Consider the following 18,270-nt stretch of genomic DNA (forward strand, 5'->3'; position numbering starts at 1 on the left):
GGCCTGGACGGGTGATGAGTGCATGGCGTCGCCGAAGGCCACGATCCGACGCCCGTCGCCGGTGTCGAGGATCCAGGCCGTGTGCCCGCTGTCCTCCGCGAGCCTGTACGCCGCCTTCGGGTCGAAGGAGGGCCTTTTCCAGCAGGTCGTCGAGCACTACGTGAAGGGCCCCGGCAGCGTCACCGACCTCGCCACCGACTTCGGCGCCGACGAGACGGTCGGCCCCCGCGAGGCCATCGCCGGCCTGCCGCACCGCTCGATCGACATGCAGGCGGACCCCTCACACCCTGACGGCTGCCTCATCGCCCTGTCCGGCACCATGCGGGCGCCGGGGGAGGATCACGCCGGCGCGCGCGCAGCCGTCCTGGCCCGCCGGGAAGCCGACCGCATGCGCATCAGGAGCTGCGTGGAAGCGGCGGTCACCTCCGGTGAACTCGATGCCGACGCCGATATCGGCGGGATGACATCCACGGTCCACGGCTTTCTCCTGGGCATCTCCACGCAGCTGCGAGACGGAGTGGCCGCGACGAACCTGCACACGGCGGCCGACGTACTGCTCTCGAACTGACGCAGGACGCACCGACTCAGGACCACGGACGACTGGGGCCAGAGCCCTGCCCGGCCCCGGAAAATGAGGCTTCCAGTGGCACGGGCCGGCACGAACGCGCCGTCATGTCGGCACGGAGAGTCGGGACAAAAAACCCCTCCGACTCACGTTTCCGCAGGTCAGAGGGGTTTTCACAAGTGGAGCCTAGGGGAGTCGAACCCCTGACATCTGCCATGCAAAGACAGCGCTCTACCAACTGAGCTAAGGCCCCGCGACGGGTGGGTACGCCGACCACCAGAGACCGGTTCGCCCATCACCGGGGACAAGAGTACCGGGTGCGGACCGGTATCCCGTAAAAGGATTGGGGCTCCCCGTGCGCGACCACTCTCCGTAAGATGCCCCACGAGGTTCGCAGCAGCGAAGCTGCCGCAGGGGAAGCGATGGGGAGACGCGCATGGACGCCGCACAGCAGGAATCGACAGCCAGAGCCAGAGAGCTTCAGCGAAGCTGGTACGGAGAGCCTCTGGGAGCGCTGTTCCGGCGCCTCATCGATGACCTGGGGCTCAACCAGGCCCGGCTGGCCTCGGTGCTCGGGCTGTCCGCCCCGATGCTCTCGCAGCTGATGAGCGGCCAGCGCGCGAAGATCGGCAATCCCGCGGTCGTCCAGCGCGTCCAGGCGCTCCAGGATCTGGCCGGGCAGGTCGCCGACGGCAGCGTCAGCGCGGGGGAGGCCACGGACCGGATGGAGGAGATCAAGAAGTCGCAGGGCGGCTCCGTCCTCACCGCCACCAGCCAGACGACGAACAGCACGGGCGCCCCCACCGTGCGCCGGGTGGTCCGCGAGATCCAGTCGCTCCTGCGGTCGGTCGCCGCGGCCGGCGACATCATAGACGCGGCGGACGCCCTCGCCCCGACCCAGCCGGAACTGGCAGAGTTCCTCCGGGTGTACGGCGCCGGGCGTACCGCCGAAGCGGTCGCGCACTACGAGGCACATCAGAGCTAGTGCCGCGACCGGCAATGTTTGCCCCGAAGGAGCGCCGTCCGGTGCGTGCGATCGCAAGGCGGCCGGAAGTCCTTGTAGCGGAGCTACCAGGGCTTTTGGCCAACGCGACGAGCGTGCGTGCTGGGCCGCGCGACGGGGCAAAGCTTGCCGGGAGGGGCACTGGCGAGCAGCGGGCAGCCGGGCCGGCGCGCGGCGGGCCGGCGGATGACACGACTGGGACGACGGGGAGCGGGCGCGGCGCAATGGGTGAGATCTTCGCGGGACGGTACGAGCTGATCGACCCGATCGGGCGTGGGGGGGTCGGTGCCGTATGGCGCGCCTGGGACCAGCGGCGGCGGCGCTACGTCGCGGCGAAGGTCCTCCAGCAGAGCGACGCGCACACGCTGCTGAGATTCGTCCGCGAACAGGCGCTCAGGATCGACCACCCGCACGTGCTCGCCCCGGCCAGCTGGGCGGCGGACGACGACAAGGTCCTGTTCACCATGGATCTGGTCAGCGGCGGGTCACTGGCCCATGTCATCGGCGACTACGGGCCGCTGCCGCCCCGCTTCGTCTGCACCCTGCTCGACCAGCTGCTCGCCGGGCTGGCCGCCGTGCACGCCGAAGGCGTGGTGCACCGCGACATCAAACCGGCCAACATCCTCATGGAGGCGACCGGCACGGCACGGCCGCACCTGCGCCTCTCCGACTTCGGCATCTCCATGCGCAAGGGCGAGCCGCGCCTCACCGAGACCAACTACGTGGTGGGGACGCCCGGTTACTTCGCGCCCGAGCAGTTGATGGGCGCCGAGCCCGACTTCCCCTCCGACCTCTTCGCCGTCGGCCTGGTCGCGCTGTACCTCCTCCAGGGCCAGAAGCCGGACTCCCAGGCGCTGGTGGAGTACTTCACCGCGCACGGCACCCCAGGAGCGCCCCAGGGCATCCCCGAGCCGCTGTGGCAGGTCCTGGCGGGGCTGCTCCAGCCCGATCCGCACGCCCGGTTCCGTACGGCCACCGGCGCGCGCAAGGCGCTGACCACCGCCGTGGAGCTGCTCCCCGAGCCGACGGCGGACGACGAGCCGGTCGAGGTCTTCGACCAGATCGGCCCGCTCCCGGCCGGCTTCGGCCCCACAGGCCCGCTCAAGGCGCCCGCAACACCAGCCCTGCCCGCGCCCACCGCCCCGCCGGAAGCCTCCGCGACCTCCGCGACCTCCGGGACCTCCGCGACCTCCGCGACCTTCGGGACCTCGGCAGCCTCCGGCGCCTCCGCGGCCTCCGGCACATCGGCCCCCCAGCCCTCCATGTCCGAGACCGGCAGCTTCCACCTCCCCCCTCCGCCGAGCCGGGAGCGGCCGGACCTCCCCCCGCACCCCACGCCGACCGAAGTGTCCCTGGCCCAGGCGCAGACCGCGGCGGTACGTCCCGATCCGGCGCTCACCCGGGCGTACACCGCGCAGAACGCTCAGCTCCCCGCACCAGCACAGCCCCAGCACGCACAGCAGCCCCCTCAGCCGGTGCACCAGGCGCAGCAGGCCCACCAGCCACACCAGACGCCCCGACCGACCCACCACGCGCCCCACAAGCGGCCGGGACCGCCCCTCAAGGTGGCGGTCCCGATCCTGGTGCTGGCGCTGGCCTGCTTCGCGGTGGGCATCTGGGCGCTCACCCAGACCTGAGCCGAGCCGTCCGGCCAGGAACCCGCCGGACGTGAGCCGCCCGGCCACCACCCGTACCGCGCCTACCAGTTGGTGGGCGGACCGTACTGCTGCGTCGACTGCGTCGGCTGCGGCAGCGCCTGTGACTGCGCCGGTACGGCCGCAGCCGTCGGCACGCCTCCCGAGCCGTCCCCCGGCCCGCCGCCCGCCGCGCCCCGTCCCGCGTTCCGCCGCGCGATCAGCGTCCACGCCCCGAGGCCCAGCAGCAGCACCGTCCCCGTGCCGAACCCGGCCGCCGCGACCAGCTTCATCGTGGCGCCGCTGTCCGCCTCGTCCACCCGGCTCTGCCCGCCCTCGGCCAGATCCCGGTCGGCGGGGCTCACGCTGAAGTCGCCCGCGGGACCCGCGTACGCCGGACCCTCCTTCGGCTCGCCCTCGACGTTCACCCGCAGGGTCAGCGGCAGCGGCTTCTCGCCGAACGCCGTGCCGACCTCCGGGTTGAGGCTGACCCGCAGGTAGTACCAGCCCGCGAACCGCATGTCCCGGTCACCGCCGCTGTAGCCGAACCGGTTCTCGTACGCCACCGGCGGCAGCGGGGCGATGGTGGCCGTCTTCTGCTTGCCGTCGTACGAGATCGAGTTGCTGCTGCCGACGAGCCCGCGCGCCGGGTTGTAGAGGGCCATGGCGAACGCGCCGTTCACCCGTTCCCCGTCCGGCTGCTCCGAACTGCTCAGATCCGCGCCGACGAAGACCTGCTGTCCCCAGTCCACCGGGATCCGGTAGAAGAGCGACGCACCCGGCTCGATCTCCGTCGTCCACTCGCCCCCGACCAGTCCCTTGGCGTCGTAGAAGCTGCTGCCGCCCGTACGCTCCTCCGTCCCGCCGCTCCGCGCCGGCGCCGGGGAGGCGCTCGGCCAGGCCGACGGGGCCTTGGTGGGACCGGCCTTCGCCAGTCCGGGCTCGGAGACGTGCCGGATCTCCAGGCCCCAGGGGTCGGACGTGGCGGGCGAATCGCCGAGCCGCTCCACGACCAGGTAGTACCGGCCCGGATCCTTGCAGGAGTACACGCTCCTGTCGGCCGTCCGGTAGGCGTAGGCCGCCAGCGGGCGGGGGAACTCGTTCCCGACGCCGAACCTCGCCTCGTTCGAACTACAGTCGTATCCCTCGCTGTTCTGCAACGAGACCTTGATCCGGTCCGTGGAGTCGACCGCCGCGTCCGGCTTGGGCACGGCCACCGCCGAGACGTACGTGCTCGTCTTCGCCTCGTCGAGGTCGAGCCGGTAGATGAGCTTGCCGCCCGGCTTGATCGAGTCCCGGTACGTGGCACCCGCGTCGAGCGGCCGCGCGCCGCTGGTGGTCGTCGCCCCGGTGATCCGTTCGGCGCCCGGCTCGAAGGCGTACGCGCTCGGCCCGTCGGCCGCCCACGCCTGCCCCGGCAGCACCGCCGGCCCGCACACGACGGCCGCCAGGCACATCGCCGACGCCCCGGCCGCCCTCATCCTCGCCCGGCCCCTGCCGCCCCGCCTGTTCACGCGCTTCCCCTTGCCCTCTCGGCCGTCCCGCTCCGCGCTGCCGGTCCATCGTGCCCCGGCCGTCCCGCCGTTGTCCGCCAGCCAACCGAATCGCCCCCCGACCCCCCACCCACCCACGCATTTGCCATAGCAATCAATACGTTCGCTTAAGTGAATTCAATCACGCCGCGCCCACCCGGGACAGCACGAAGCCCACCCCGGAGCACCACGAAACCAGCCCGGAACCCCACGAAACCCGCCCAGGACAGCACGAAGCCCCGGCCGCTCGGCGGCCGGGGCTCGCAATTCGGACTGCTGCGTCTCACACACCCGAACCTGCGGGCACGGAGTCGGTCGCCTCCGTCCACAGATCCTGCTCGGCGCGGTCCGCCTGGATCTGGCGGTACACGAGGAGACCGCCGATGGCGGCCAGTGCGACCAAGAGAAGCTTCTTCACCGCGCGACCTCGTCTTTCCTTGACGTAGGGGACTTCTGGCGCCCGACTATACACACCGACCGATACCGATCGGTGACCTGCCCGCGCCCCGGCCCACCGACTTCATAGGCCCGGAAAAAGAAGCCGATCCGAAAATCCTGGCGGCCGAACCATCCCGGCGGTGAACCATCCACACTCACCACCCCGCACGCACCGCCTCATGCGAACGGCCCGTACGGATCATTCCGTACGGGCCGTTCCTCGCGGTGGGGCTAACAGGATTTGAACCTGTGGCCTCATCCTTATCAGGGATGCGCTCTAACCAACTGAGCTATAGCCCCGCGCTGCCCCTGAAGATTAGCGCACTTCAGGGCCAGCCCCAAAATCGATAGCCGGTCCTCACTCGTCCTCGGCGAGCGTGAGCTCAACACCGCCCACGAAGCCCGCCGACAGGTTGTAGATGAACGCTCCGAGCGTGGCCAGCGCGGTGGCCAGCACGACGTCGATCACCGCGATGACCGACGTGAAGACGAGCACCCGCGGCAGCGACAGGAACGACTGGAGATCGAAGCCGTTGCTCTCGTTGGAGCCCGTTGCCTCGCTGATCGTTCCGCCGACGGTCGAGAAGACGCCCATCGCGTCCATGACCATCCACAGCACGGCCGCCGCGATGACCGTGCAGATGCCGAGCGCGATGGAGAGCAGGAAGCTGACCTTCATCACCGACCACGGATCGGCCTTCGACACCCGCAGCCGCGCCTTGCGCGTACGCGGGGTGGTTCGCGCGCCGGTACGCGGCACTCGTACGGCGGCAGCCGCGGCGGTACCCGAAGCGGCAGTTGTCACGGAGGCTCCCTGTTGGCCCTGCTTCTGTCCGCCCTGCGTACCCCCGCCGCCCTGGGGCGTGGGGTATGCCTGCGGTGGGTGGTACGGCTGAGCGACCGGCTTCGGCTGCTCGGCGCCGTATGTCTCGTACGGGGGCTGCTGCCCCCGGGTATCGGTCACCGTTACCCCCTGGGAGTCCGTGGCAGGGCCACGGGCACCGTTCCCTGCGGAAGCGTTCGATCCGGCGCCCGTGGCTCCACTCACGCTTTTACTCCTCGTGCTCCCCGGCCGAGGACTGAGTGCCCTCGGCTACGACCTCGGCCGTACCGGCCTCGTCGGTCAACGGGTCATCACTCCCGTCGACCTCTTCGGCCTCACGCCCCGCCTCGGCATTGCGTGCGATACCGACGACGGCATCGCGCTTGCCCAGGTTGATCAGTTGGACGCCCATGGTGTCACGGCCCGTCTCCCTGACTTCGTTGACGCGCGTGCGAATCACACCGCCGCCGAGCGTGATGGCAAGGATCTCATCAGTCTCCTCGACCACCAACGCGCCGACGAGGGAACCGCGGTCCTCCACGATCTTGGCAGCCTTGATACCGAGGCCGCCGCGACCCTGGACGCGGTACTCGTCGACGGCGGTCCGCTTCGCGTACCCGCCGTCCGTTGCGGTGAAGACGAAAGTACCGGGCCGGACGACATTCATCGAGAGCAGCTCGTCGCCTTCGCGGAAACTCATCCCCTTGACGCCTGATGTCGCTCGTCCCATTGGCCGAAGGGCGTCGTCCGTCGCGGTGAACCGGATGGACTGCGCCTTCCGGCTGATCAGCAGCAGATCGTCCTCCGCCGACACCAGCTCGGCGCCGATCAGCTCGTCGTCCGTGCCGGATTCCGTCTCGCGGAGGTTGATCGCGATGACTCCGCCGGCGCGCGGCGAGTCGTAATCCTTGAGCGGGGTCTTCTTCACCAGCCCCGCCTTTGTTGCGAGAACGAGATACGGCACGGCCTCGTAGTCCCGGATCGCCAGGATCTCGGCGATCTGCTCGTCCGGCTGGAAAGCCAGCAGATTGGCCACGTGCTGACCGCGCGCGTCCCGGCCGGCGTCCGGCAGCTCGTACGCCTTGGCCCGGTAGACCCGGCCCTTGTTCGTGAAGAAGAGCAGCCAGTGGTGCGTCGTCGAGACGAAGAAGTGGTCGACGATGTCGTCTTCCTTGAGCTTCGTCCCGCGCACGCCCTTGCCGCCGCGCTTCTGCGAGCGGTAGTCGTCCGCCTTCGTACGCTTCACATAGCCACCACGCGTGATCGTGACGACGATGTCCTCCTCGGCGATCAAGTCCTCCATGGACATGTCACCGTCGAAGGGTACGAGCTTCGAGCGCCGGTCGTCGCCGAACTTGTCGACGATGACCGTCAGTTCCTCACGGATGATCTGACGCTGCTTCTCCGGCGAGGCCAGGATCGCGTTGTACTCGTTGATCTTCTGCTGGAGCTCGTCGTGCTCGGCGACGATCTTCTGCCGCTCCAGCGCGGCCAGCCGGCGCAGCTGCATCTCCAGGATCGCGTTCGCCTGGATCTCGTCGATCGTGAGCAGCCCCATCAGGCCCTCGCGCGCGATCTCCACCGTGTCACTGCGCCGGATCAGCGCGATGACCTCGTCGATCGCGTCCAGCGCCTTGAGCAGACCGCGCAGGATGTGCGCCCGCTCCTCGGCCTTGCGCAGCCGGAACTTCGTCCGCCGGACGATGACCTCGATCTGGTGCGTCACCCAGTGCCGGATGAACGCGTCCAGGGACAGCGTGCGCGGCACACCGTCCACCAGCGCCAGCATGTTCGCGCTGAAGTTGGACTGGAGGTCGGTGTGCTTATACAGGTTGTTCAGCACGACCTTGGCGACCGCGTCCCGCTTCAGGACGACGACCAGCCGCTGTCCCGTGCGCGAGGACGTCTCGTCACGGACGTCGGCGATACCGCCGACCCTGCCGTCCTTGACCAGGTCGGCGATCTTCTGCGCGAGGTTGTCCGGGTTGGTCTGGTACGGCAGCTCCGTGACCACCAGGCACTGGCGGTTCTGGATCTCCTCGACCTCGACCACCGCGCGCATCGTGATCGAGCCGCGGCCCGTCCGGTACGCCTCCTCGATGCCCTTGCGCCCCACGACCAGCGCGCCGGTCGGGAAGTCCGGCCCCTTGATCCGCTCGATGAGCGCGTCGAGCAGCTCCTCGTGGCTCGCCTCCGGGTGCTCCAGCGCCCACATCGCGCCGGCCGCGACCTCCCGCAGGTTGTGCGGCGGGATGTTCGTGGCCATACCGACGGCGATGCCCGCCGAACCGTTGATCAGCAGGTTCGGGAAGCGCGCCGGCAGGACCGTCGGCTCCTGGTTGCGCCCGTCGTAGTTGTCCGTGAGGTCGACGGTGTCCTCGTCGATGTCCCGGAGCATCTCCATCGACAGCGGCATCATCTTGCACTCGGTGTACCGCATGGCGGCGGCCGGGTCGTTGCCCGGGGAACCGAAGTTGCCGTTGGAGTCCACCAGCGGCATCCGCATCGACCACGGCTGCGCCAGGCGCACCAGCGCGTCGTAGATCGAGGAGTCGCCGTGCGGGTGGTACGTACCCATGACGTCACCGACGACGCGGGCGCACTTGTAGAAGCCCTTCTCGGGCCGGTAGCCGCCGTCGTACATCGCGTACAGCACACGGCGGTGTACGGGCTTGAGGCCGTCCCGTACGTCCGGCAGCGCGCGCGACACGATGACGGACATCGCGTAGTCGAGATACGAGCGCTGCATCTCCGTTTCGAGCCCGACGGGCTCTACGCGCATCGCCAGTCCCTCCACCGCCTCGACGGCCTCCTGGACCACGGGGGTGCCAGGGGTGCCGGGGACGCCGGAGTTCTCGGGGAGGTCAGGGTTGTCAGGGGTGTTCTCGTCGGCCATTGCTGGTCAGTGTTCCTTTCGGCCTTTTCGAATCCGTCAGCTGAGACCGACTCAGATGTCGAGGAAGCGGACGTCCTTGGCATTGCGCTGGATGAAGGACCGCCGGGCCTCGACGTCCTCGCCCATCAGCACCGAGAAGAGATCGTCGGCCTGGGCCGCGTCGTCCAGGGTGACCTGGCCGAGCACGCGGTGGTCGACGTCCATCGTGGTGACCCGCAGCTCCTCGGCGTTCATCTCGCCCAGGCCCTTGAAGCGCTGGATCGAGTCCTCGCGGATCCGCTTGCCGTTCTGCTTGCCCAGCTCGACCAGGGCGTCGCGCTCCCGGTCGGAGTAGGCGTACTCGAAGTCGTCCCGGCCCCACTTGATCTTGTACAGCGGCGGGCGCGACAGATAGACGTGTCCGGCCTCGACCAGCGGGCGCATGAAGCGGAACAGGAACGTCAGCAGCAGGGTGTTGATGTGCTGACCGTCGACGTCGGCGTCCGCCATCAGGATGATCTTGTGATAGCGGAGCTTCTCGATGTCGAAGTCCTCGTGCACCCCGGTGCCGAACGCCGAGATCAGCGCCTGCACCTCGGTGTTCTGGAGGATCTTGTCGATCCGCGCCTTCTCGACGTTCAGGATCTTGCCGCGGATCGGCAGGATCGCCTGGTACATCGGGTTACGGCCCGACTTCGCCGAGCCGCCGGCGGAGTCACCCTCGACGATGAAGATCTCGCACTTGGAGGGGTCGTTGGACTGGCAGTCGCTCAGCTTGCCCGGCAGCGAGGCGCTCTCCAGCAGCCCCTTGCGGCGGGTCAGGTCACGCGCCTTGCGGGCCGCGACCCGGGCCGTGGCGGCCTGGATCGACTTGCGGATGATGTCCGCGGCCTCGTTCGGATTGCGGTCGAACCAGTCCGTCAGGTGCTCGTGCACGATCTTCTGCACGAAGGTCTTCGCCTCGGTGTTGCCGAGCTTCGTCTTCGTCTGGCCCTCGAACTGCGGCTCGCCGAGCTTCACCGAGATGATCGCCGTCAGACCCTCGCGGATGTCCTCGCCCGCCAGGTTGTCGTCCTTCTCGCGCAGGAACTTCTTCTCGCGCGCGTAGCGGTTGACCAGACCGGTCATCGCCGCGCGGAAGCCCTCCTCGTGCGTACCGCCCTCGTGCGTGTGGATCGTGTTCGCGAACGAGTACACGCCCTCGCTGTACTGGGCGTTCCACTGCATCGCGATCTCGACCGAGAGCAGCCGTTCCTTGTCCTCGGCCTCGATGTCGATGACCGTCGGGTGGATCAGCTCGCCCTTGCGCGAATTGAGGTACTTCACGAAGTCGACGATGCCGCCCTCGTAGAAGTACGTCACCGAGCGGGCCGGCGGCTCCTCGCCGGGGTCCTCGGTGGCGTCCGTGCCCGCGACGTCGGCGCCCACGACGGCCTTCGCCGACTCGCGTTCGTCCGTCAGCGTCAGGGTCAGGCCCTTGTTGAGGAAGGCCATCTCCTGGAAGCGCCGCGACAGCGTCTCGAAGGAGTAGTCCGTCGTCTCGAAGACGTCCGGGTCGGCCCAGAACGTGACCGTCGTACCGGAGTCGGCCGTCTCCTCGTTGCGCTTGAGCGGCGCGGTCGGCACGCCCAGCTTGTAGTCCTGCGTCCAGCGGTGACCGTCCGTCTTGACCTCGACCGCGACCTTCGTCGACAGCGCGTTGACGACGGAGACGCCCACGCCGTGCAGACCGCCGGAGACGGCGTAGCCGCCGCCGCCGAACTTGCCGCCCGCGTGCAGCACGGTCATCACGACCTCGACGGCCGGCTTGCCCTCGGACGGAACGATGCCCACCGGGATCCCGCGGCCGTTGTCGATCACCCGGACCCCGCCGTCGGCGAGGATCGTGACGTCGATCGTGTCCGCGTGCCCGGCCATCGCCTCGTCGACGGCGTTGTCGACGACTTCCTGCACAAGGTGGTGGAGCCCGCGCTCACCGGTCGAGCCGATGTACATGCCGGGCCGCTTGCGGACCGCGTCCAGACCTTCGAGCACGGTGATGGCACTGGCGTCGTAGGCGTTGGTCACCTCGCCGTGCTCGCCAATGCCGGTGGACGGAGTCTTCTCATTGGGGTTGCCGGAATCGGCCACGAAGCGCCCTTTCTGGCACAGCACAGGCCGTTCTCCGAGCAAGCGGGAAGCGGCTGCGTCGTTCGGCTTGTGTCAGCATCTGTTGACTGCTCCCGCAAGCACAGCGGGAATTGCCATCAGTCTACCGGTAGCGCCGACCCGAATGGGGGTTTGCCGGTACCTGAGTCCGCATGTGCCGCCCTGAATGAGCGGCTCACGACTCCCCATATTCGGGAAGGGGCTCCAAGAGGCTCACACCGGCATTGAGCGCTTCGGCCTGTCAACCTCCCGCTACGGTGAGGGACGCCTCACTCGGCGGGGCCTTCCGGCCGGGTCGGCGCGGCGTACGGCAGGGGTACGGAGGCGGTACGGAGCGGGTGCCGCGCGGCCGTCGCCGAGGCGGTTCCGGGGGTGCCGGGGAGGGCGGCGGGCGGCCGCGGGGAGGGGCTGTCGGGGCGGTGGGAGGCGGGGACAGGGCAGGGGCGGCAGGGCCGCGTACGCGGGCGGCGAACCGGCCCGGCCGCCTGTCAGCCGTACGTGTCGCCCGGCCCCTGGCTGCCCGGCGCCCGCAGCCGGCCGGACCGCGACGGCGGTCCGCCGGGCCCCAGGACCTTGATCGTCCGTACGGTGCCGTGCCCCAGGTCCTCGTTCAGCCGGGCCACCAGCCGGGGCGCCAGCAGCCGCAGCTGCGTCGCCCACGCCGTCGAGTCGCACCGTACGGTCAGCACCCGCTCGTCATGGCCGTCGTCGTACCGCTGCGGCACGCAGTGCTTGGCCAGGTCCTCGCCGACGATCTGCGGCCACCGGCCCATCACGCCGCCCACCGCCGCGGGCGTCTCCCAGCCGCGCTCGGTGATCAGCCGGTTGATCGCCGCCCCGAGCGGCAGCGGATCGCGGCCGTCGGCGCCCGACCCGGAGCGCAGCCCGCCACCGCGCCTGGCCTGCTTCTTCTGCTGCACGGCGGCGCCGCGCGCCCGCGCCTGCTCCTTCGCCGCGCGCAGCGCGACCCGCGCAAGATCCACGCCCGACGCCTCGGGAACCGGCGGCGGCGCGCTCTCGGCGGGCGCCTGGGCCCCCAGCCCGGGCAGTTCGGCGGACGACTGCCCCGACGGCCGTCCCGACGGGTCGGGCGCCGTACCCCGGCCGCTCATACCCGCTCCACCGCGCCGTCGGCGACCTCGAACCGCGCCCCCGCCAGCACGCCCGGCACGTCGTCGTCCACCGCGGCCGTCACCAGTACCTGTTCGCCCGGAACCACCAGCTCCGCCAGCCGCTCGCGCCGCCGCGCGTCCAGCTCGGCGAAGACGTCGTCCAGGACCAGCACCGGCTCGTTCCCCTCGGAGCGCAACAGGTCGTACGAGGCCAGCCGCAGCGCCAGCGCGTACGACCAGGACTCGCCGTGGCTCGCGTACCCCTTCGCCGGCAGCTGGCCGAGCTTGAGCACCAGATCGTCCCGGTGCGGGCCGACCAGCGTCACGCCCCGTTCGATCTCCTGCTTGCGCACGGCGACCAGGGCGGCCAGCAGCCCCTCGTACATCTCGTCGCGCGAGCCCACGACCGGCTCCTCGGCGGAGGAACGGTACTCCAGCGCCACCGGACCGCCCCCGGGCGCCAGCTGCTCGTACGCCTTGTCGGTCAGCGGCTGCAAGGTCGCGATCAGATCCGCCCGCTGCGCGAGCAGCTCAGCGCCCGCCCGCGCCAGATGCTGGTCCCAGACGTCCAGCGTCGACAGGTCCATGCCACGACCGCCGTGCCGCCGCGCCATCGCCGCGGACTTCAGCAGCGTATTGCGCTGCCTGAGCACCCGGTCGTAGTCGGAGCGCACCCCCGCCATCCGGGGCGAGCGCGCGGTGATCAGCTCGTCCAGGAACCGGCGGCGCTCGCCCGGGTCGCCCTTGATCAGCGCCAGGTCCTCCGGGGCGAACAGCACGGTCCGTACGATGCCCAGCACATCACGCGGTCTGACCTGCGAGGACCTGTTGACGCGCGCCCGGTTGGCCCGGCCGGGGTTGAGTTCCAGCTCGACCAGCTGCGACCGCTCGCCCTGCGTCACGGCCGCCCGGATCACCGCGCGCTCCGCGCCCATCCGCACCAGCGGGGCGTCGGAGGAGACCCGGTGGCTGCCGAGGGTCGCCAGATAGCCGACCGCCTCGACCAGATTGGTCTTCCCCTGCCCGTTCGCCCCCACGAACGCGGTGACGCCCGGATCGAGAGGGACCTCGACCCGGGCGTAGGAGCGGAAGTCGGCCAGCGACAGATGCGTGACGTGCATGGGTGTACGCGGGCCTCTCCCGGTCCGGGGCGCTTCTCGGTGCTTCTGGGTGCTGCTACTTCTTCGGAGCGTTCGACTCGACCGCGTGGCCGCCGAACTGGTTGCGCAGTGCCGCGATCATCTTCATCTGCGGCGAGTCGTCCTGGCGCGACGCGAACCGCGCGAAGAGGGAAGCGGTGATCGCGGGCAGCGGCACCGCGTTGTCGATGGCCGCCTCGACCGTCCAGCGGCCCTCGCCGGAGTCCTGCGCGAAGCCGCGCAGCTCGTCCAGGTGCTCGTCCTCGTTGAGGGCGTTGACCGCCAGGTCGAGCAGCCAGGAACGGATGACCGTCCCCTCCTGCCAAGACCGGAAGACCTCCCGGACGTCCGTGACCGAGTCGACCTTCTCCAGCAGCTCCCAGCCCTCGGCGTACGCCTGCATCATGGCGTACTCGATGCCGTTGTGGACCATCTTGGCGAAGTGCCCGGCGCCGACCTTGCCGGCGTGGACCGAGCCGAAGTCGCCCTCGGGCTTGAGCGCGTCGAAGATCGGCTGGACCTTCGTGACGTTCTCGGGGTCGCCGCCGTACATCAGCGCGTAGCCGTTCTCCAGGCCCCAGACGCCGCCGGAGACACCGCAGTCGAGGAAGCCGATGCCCTTGATGCCCAGCTCGACGGCGTGCTTCTCGTCGTCCGTCCAGCGGGAGTTCCCGCCGTCGACCACGACATCGCCCGGTGAGAGCAGCTCGGCCAGCTCGTCGACGGTCGCCTGGGTCGCGGCGCCCGCCGGGACCATCACCCACACCACGCGCGGGCCCTTGAGCTTGCCCACCAGCTCCTGAAGGCTGTGCACATCGGCGAGGTCCGGATTGCGGTCGTATCCGATGACAGTGTGGCCGGCGCGGCGGATGCGCTCGCGCATATTGCCGCCCATCTTGCCGAGACCGACGAGACCGAGCTCCATCAGGCGTTCCTTACACGTTGAGGCGATTCGTACCCGGGCCCGAGCCTACGCCCGGACCCGGCTACTCACCTGTGGGGTCAGCCGCTCAGGCGTACCGGCATGATCAGGTACTTGTACGCCTCGTCCGCCTCGGCCTTCACGTCCGCCTTGCCGCTCAGCAGCGCCGGCTTCGTGGAGGTCGTAAAGGACAGCTGGGCCACCGGGGAGTCGATCGCACTCAGACCGTCCAGCAGGAAGGTCGGGTTGAAGGCGATCGAGATGTCGTCGCCGTCCAGCTGCGCGTCCACGCGCTCCACAGCCTGTGCGTCGTCGCTGGAACCCGCTTCCAGGATCAGGACGCCCTGCTCGAAGCTGAGCCGTACGGGCGTGTTGCGCTCGGCGACCAGGGCCACGCGCTTGACGGCCTCGACGAACGGAGCGGTCTCGATCACCGCGACCGAGTTGAACTCGGTGGGGAACAGCGTCCGGTACTTCGGCAGGTCGCCCTCGAGCAGCCGGGTGGTGGTGCGACGGCCCGCGCCCTCGAAGCCGATGAGGCCCTCGCCGGCGCCCGACCCGGAGAGCGCCAGGGTGACCGTGTCACCGCTGGTGAGCGCCTTGGCGGTGTCCAGCAGCGTCTTGGCGGGCACCAGCGCGACGGCGGAGATGTCCGCGGCTTCCGGCTTCCACAGGAACTCGCGGACCGCGAAGCGGTAGCGGTCGGTCGAGGCCAGGGTGACGGTGTCGCCCTCGATCTCGATCCGTACGCCGGTCAGCACCGGCAGCGTGTCGTCGCGGCCCGCGGCGATGGCCACCTGGGCGGCGGCGGAGGCGAAGACCTCGCCGGGCACGGTGCCGGTCGCGGTGGGCATCTGCGGCAGCGCGGGGTACTCGTCCACCGGCAGGGTGTGCAGCGTGAAGCGGGAGGACCCGCAGACCACCGTCGCCCGTACACCGTCTGTGGAGATCTCCACCGGCCGGTTGGGCAGGGCGCGGCAGATGTCGGCGAGCAGCCGGCCCGATACGAGAACCGTGCCGTCCTCCTCGACCTCCGCGTCCACCGAGACCCGTGCCGAGACCTCGTAGTCGAAGCTGGAGAAGCTGAGTGCGCCGTCCTCGGCCTTCAGCAGAAGGCCCGCGAGTACGGGCGCCGGCGGACGGGCCGGGAGGCTGCGGGCCACCCAGGCCACCGCCTCAGCGAGTACATCGCGCTCCACCCGGATCTTCACCGGAACCGCCTCCTGCTGTTGCTGACTCGCCCTGCTGGCCTTCGTCGTGGCTGTGATGCCGGGGACCAGTCTGACGTACGGCACCGACAGTCGGTGCGGCTGCGGGTCAAGTCGGTGCGAGAGGCGGCGCGGGCTCCGAGCCGAAGTTGTGCACAGGCCCCACTTCGAAGCAGATCTATCGCTAACTCAAGGGGGTAGTAGTAGTAGGGCCTGTGGAAACCGTGGATAACGTCGTCTGCGCAGGTCAGCGCCGGTTTTTTGTCCACCGGTCCTGTGGGCGCAGCCCGTGGACAACCGGCCTCTTCTGTGGACAGGCGAAAGTTGTGCACACCCGATGCACAGGGGAGCCCTACTTCTCCCCAGCTGCGTCCCCAGGTTTACCCACCTTCCCCACAGCCCAACCCGCCCCCTTGGTGTGACGCCTTTCACTCGACTCAGCGATCCCGCGCGTTTCGTTGCCGAACAGTGGACAGCGCTGTGGAGAAGGTGTGGGCAACCGGGCCCTGCCTGTGGGCCGCCGGTGGACAGTCGCGACGTGCCCCTGTGGACGGAAATTCTGTCCACAGTCTGTGGACAAGCTTCGGCCACAAATCCACAGGGCTCTGACCTGGCTCGACGCCCCAGCGTCCACCGCGCCTGTGGACAGGATCTGAACAACTTACGGGTCCCCAGGCTGTGGACGGAAGATTCTCCCCCGATCTGTGGAGAAGTGGGCCCTGCGGCCTTGTATTCGAACAGCGACGACCCGCCGACGACCCGCCGGTGCCCCGCCCAAGGCCCGGCGAGGCCGTCCCGGAGACCCGCGGCGTCCTTCCGAGGCGCCCGGCAGGACGCGTCCAGGGCACCGCGGGACGACGAAGGGGCGCCCCGGAGGACCGTCTCCGTACGACGGTCTCCCCGGGGCGCCCCAGGCCCTGTCCGGGCGGCTGTCAGCCGTTCTTGATGCGGTTGGTCAGCTCCGTGACCTGGTTGTAGATGGAGCGCCGCTCGGCCATCAGCGCGCGGATCTTCCGGTCGGCGTGCATCACCGTCGTATGGTCCCGGCCGCCGAACTGCGCGCCGATCTTCGGCAGCGAGAGATCGGTCAGCTCGCGGCAGAGGTACATCGCGATCTGGCGCGCCGTCACCAGCACCCGGCTCCGTGAGGAGCCGCAGAGGTCCTCCACCGTCAGCCCGAAGTAGTCGGCGGTCGCCGCCATGATCGCTCCCGCGGTGATCTCCGGGGCCGCGTCCTCGCCGCCCGGGATCAGATCCTTGAGCACGATCTCGGTGAGCCCGAGATCCACCGGCTGCCGGTTGAGCGAGGCGAACGCCGTGACCCGGATGAGCGCGCCCTCCAGCTCACGGATGTTGCGCGAGATCCGGGAGGCGATGAACTCCAGCACCTCCGGAGGAGCGTTCAGCTGCTCCTGCACCGCCTTCTTACGGAGGATGGCGATACGGGTCTCCAGCTCGGGCGGCTGCACATCCGTGGTCAGCCCCCACTCGAACCGGTTGCGCAGCCGGTCCTCCAGGGTGATCAGCTGCTTGGGCGGCCGGTCCGAGGAGAGCACGATCTGCTTGTTGGCGTTGTGGAGCGTGTTGAACGTGTGGAAGAACTCCTCCTGCGTCGACTCCTTGCTCGCCAGGAACTGGATGTCGTCGACCAGGAGGATGTCGACATCGCGGTACCGCTTGCGGAAGGTGTCGCCCTTGCCGTCACGGATCGAGTTGATGAACTCGTTCGTGAACTCCTCGGAGCTGACGTACCGCACCCGCGTGCCGGGGTACAGGCTCCGCGCGTAGTGCCCGATCGCGTGGAGCAGATGGGTCTTGCCGAGCCCGGACTCGCCGTAGATGAAGAGCGGGTTGTACGCCTTCGCCGGCGCCTCGGCGACGGCGACCGCCGCCGCGTGCGCGAACCGGTTGGACGCGCCGATGACGAAGGTGTCGAAGAGGTACTTGGGATTGAGCCGGGCCTGCGGCTCCCCGGGACCCGGCGCCGGCGCGGGCTGGGCGCCCAGCGGGCCGGGTGCTCCGCTGCGCGCGCGCCCCACGCTCTGTCCGCCGCCGTGCCGGGGCGCCGGCGGCTCCTGCGGATCGTGCGCGTCGTGCCGTTCGACGTGCCGATCGTACGGGGAGCGGTCCTGGCCCTGCGGCTGCCGGTAGTCGTGCTGGGGCTGCTGCGGGTGAGCGGTGGCGTACGGATCGCGGTCCTGGTAGCCGCCGAGCCGCGGCTGCTGCCAGGACAGGTCCTCCTGGGTCCGCGGCCAGGCGCCGGGGTCCGGGCGCTGCTGCTGGTAGTCCGGGTACGCGGGGCGTACCGAGGGCATCCCGTCGTCCTGCTGGCGGTGGCCGTAGCCGTCGTACCCGTCGTGCTGCCGCTGCTCGTCGTGGGACGGGCCCTGGTAGCGGTGCTGCTGGGGTACGGCGGGAGCCGGCGGCGTGGGCTCTCCGGCCGAGTCGTCGACCGTGATCGCGATCCTGATGGGCCGGCCGCACTCGTGGCTCAGCGTCTCGCTGATGAGCGGTGCGAGCCGCCCCTCCAGGACGCGCTTGCCCCATTCGTTGGGGACGGCGAGCAGCGCGGTGTCGGCGACGAGGGCCAGTGGCTGGCAGCGTTCGATCCACTGCTTGTCCTTGGGCTCGACGCCCTGCTGGCCCTCTCTGAGGAGCTGCTCCAGCACTCGTGGCCACACTGCGGCAAGATCGGCAGGTACATCAGCCACAGGGCACGCTCTCTCGCAGGTCCCACGAATGTGTGGTTCTCGGGACGGGGTGGGAAGACCGGCAGGAAAAGAATCCGGAGTTCAGCCAAGGTAGTCAGGCCGACCCGCGCGGTTCAAGTCGTTGTCCACAGCCTGTGCACAATGGCACCCGGCACGGAGC

General features: G+C 69.7%; 13 protein-coding genes and 2 tRNA genes. 3 read left to right on the plus strand and 12 right to left on the minus strand.

Going from position 1 to position 18,270, the window contains the following annotated elements:
* Positions 1-22: 22 nt before the first annotated feature.
* The gene (locus OG627_RS17535; RefSeq protein ID WP_329066148.1) at positions 23-568 is read left to right on the plus strand and encodes a TetR/AcrR family transcriptional regulator; all 546 of its coding nucleotides are present in this window, start codon (positions 23-25) and stop codon (positions 566-568) included.
* A 177-nt stretch (positions 569-745) separates the two neighbouring features.
* Here OG627_RS17535 and OG627_RS17540 read toward each other — a convergent pair.
* Positions 746-818: transfer RNA gene (locus tag OG627_RS17540), tRNA-Ala, on the minus strand.
* Between the two features lie 183 nt (positions 819-1,001).
* Here OG627_RS17540 and OG627_RS17545 point away from each other — a divergent pair.
* A complete protein-coding gene (locus OG627_RS17545; protein ID WP_329066149.1) occupies positions 1,002-1,550 on the plus strand; it encodes a helix-turn-helix domain-containing protein in 549 nt (182 codons plus the stop codon).
* A 242-nt stretch (positions 1,551-1,792) separates the two neighbouring features.
* Complete coding sequence (locus OG627_RS17550) at positions 1,793-3,205, plus strand: serine/threonine-protein kinase (RefSeq protein ID WP_329066151.1); 1,413 nt, start codon at positions 1,793-1,795, stop codon at positions 3,203-3,205.
* 62 nt (positions 3,206-3,267) lie between these two features.
* Here the strand turns inward: OG627_RS17550 and OG627_RS17555 are convergent, their stop codons facing one another.
* From OG627_RS17555 to dnaA, 11 genes are all read right to left on the minus strand, one after another.
* Positions 3,268-4,716 (minus strand): hypothetical protein, encoded by a 1,449-nt coding sequence (locus OG627_RS17555; RefSeq protein ID WP_329066153.1) that lies wholly within the window; start codon positions 4,714-4,716, stop codon positions 3,268-3,270.
* 301 nt (positions 4,717-5,017) lie between these two features.
* Entirely contained in the window at positions 5,018-5,152 is a 135-nt protein-coding gene (locus OG627_RS17560) for a DLW-39 family protein (protein ID WP_003958712.1), read from the minus strand.
* A gap of 246 nt (positions 5,153-5,398) precedes the next feature.
* Positions 5,399-5,472, minus strand: a tRNA-Ile gene (locus OG627_RS17565).
* A 58-nt stretch (positions 5,473-5,530) separates the two neighbouring features.
* Positions 5,531-6,136 carry a DUF3566 domain-containing protein gene (locus OG627_RS17570; RefSeq protein ID WP_329066157.1) on the minus strand — a complete coding sequence of 202 codons (606 nt, stop codon included), beginning with the start codon at positions 6,134-6,136 and terminating at the stop codon, positions 5,531-5,533.
* A gap of 88 nt (positions 6,137-6,224) precedes the next feature.
* Positions 6,225-8,891, minus strand: a complete 2,667-nt coding sequence (gene gyrA / locus OG627_RS17575; protein WP_329066159.1) for a DNA gyrase subunit A — start codon at positions 8,889-8,891, stop codon at positions 6,225-6,227.
* A 51-nt stretch (positions 8,892-8,942) separates the two neighbouring features.
* Entirely contained in the window at positions 8,943-11,024 is a 2,082-nt protein-coding gene (gene gyrB / locus OG627_RS17580) for a DNA topoisomerase (ATP-hydrolyzing) subunit B (RefSeq protein WP_329066161.1), read from the minus strand.
* Positions 11,025-11,506: 482 nt separating this feature from the next.
* Positions 11,507-12,130, minus strand: coding sequence for a DUF721 domain-containing protein (locus OG627_RS17585; protein WP_329066163.1), 624 nt, complete (start codon positions 12,128-12,130; stop codon positions 11,507-11,509).
* A complete protein-coding gene (gene recF, locus OG627_RS17590; protein ID WP_329066165.1) occupies positions 12,127-13,251 on the minus strand; it encodes a DNA replication/repair protein RecF in 1,125 nt (374 codons plus the stop codon). The genes OG627_RS17585 and recF overlap by 4 nt, the downstream gene beginning before the upstream one ends.
* A 55-nt stretch (positions 13,252-13,306) precedes the next feature.
* Positions 13,307-14,194 carry a phosphogluconate dehydrogenase (NAD(+)-dependent, decarboxylating) gene (gene gnd / locus OG627_RS17595; protein ID WP_329066166.1) on the minus strand — a complete coding sequence of 296 codons (888 nt, stop codon included), beginning with the start codon at positions 14,192-14,194 and terminating at the stop codon, positions 13,307-13,309.
* Between the two features lie 77 nt (positions 14,195-14,271).
* Positions 14,272-15,402, minus strand: coding sequence for a DNA polymerase III subunit beta (dnaN, locus tag OG627_RS17600; protein WP_114624692.1), 1,131 nt, complete (start codon positions 15,400-15,402; stop codon positions 14,272-14,274).
* Between the two features lie 929 nt (positions 15,403-16,331).
* Positions 16,332-18,110 (minus strand): chromosomal replication initiator protein DnaA, encoded by a 1,779-nt coding sequence (gene dnaA / locus OG627_RS17605; protein ID WP_329066168.1) that lies wholly within the window; start codon positions 18,108-18,110, stop codon positions 16,332-16,334.
* Positions 18,111-18,270 lie beyond the last annotated feature (160 nt).

The sequence above is a fragment of the Streptomyces sp. NBC_01429 genome, assembly GCF_036231945.1.
GTDB lineage: Bacteria > Actinomycetota > Actinomycetes > Streptomycetales > Streptomycetaceae > Streptomyces.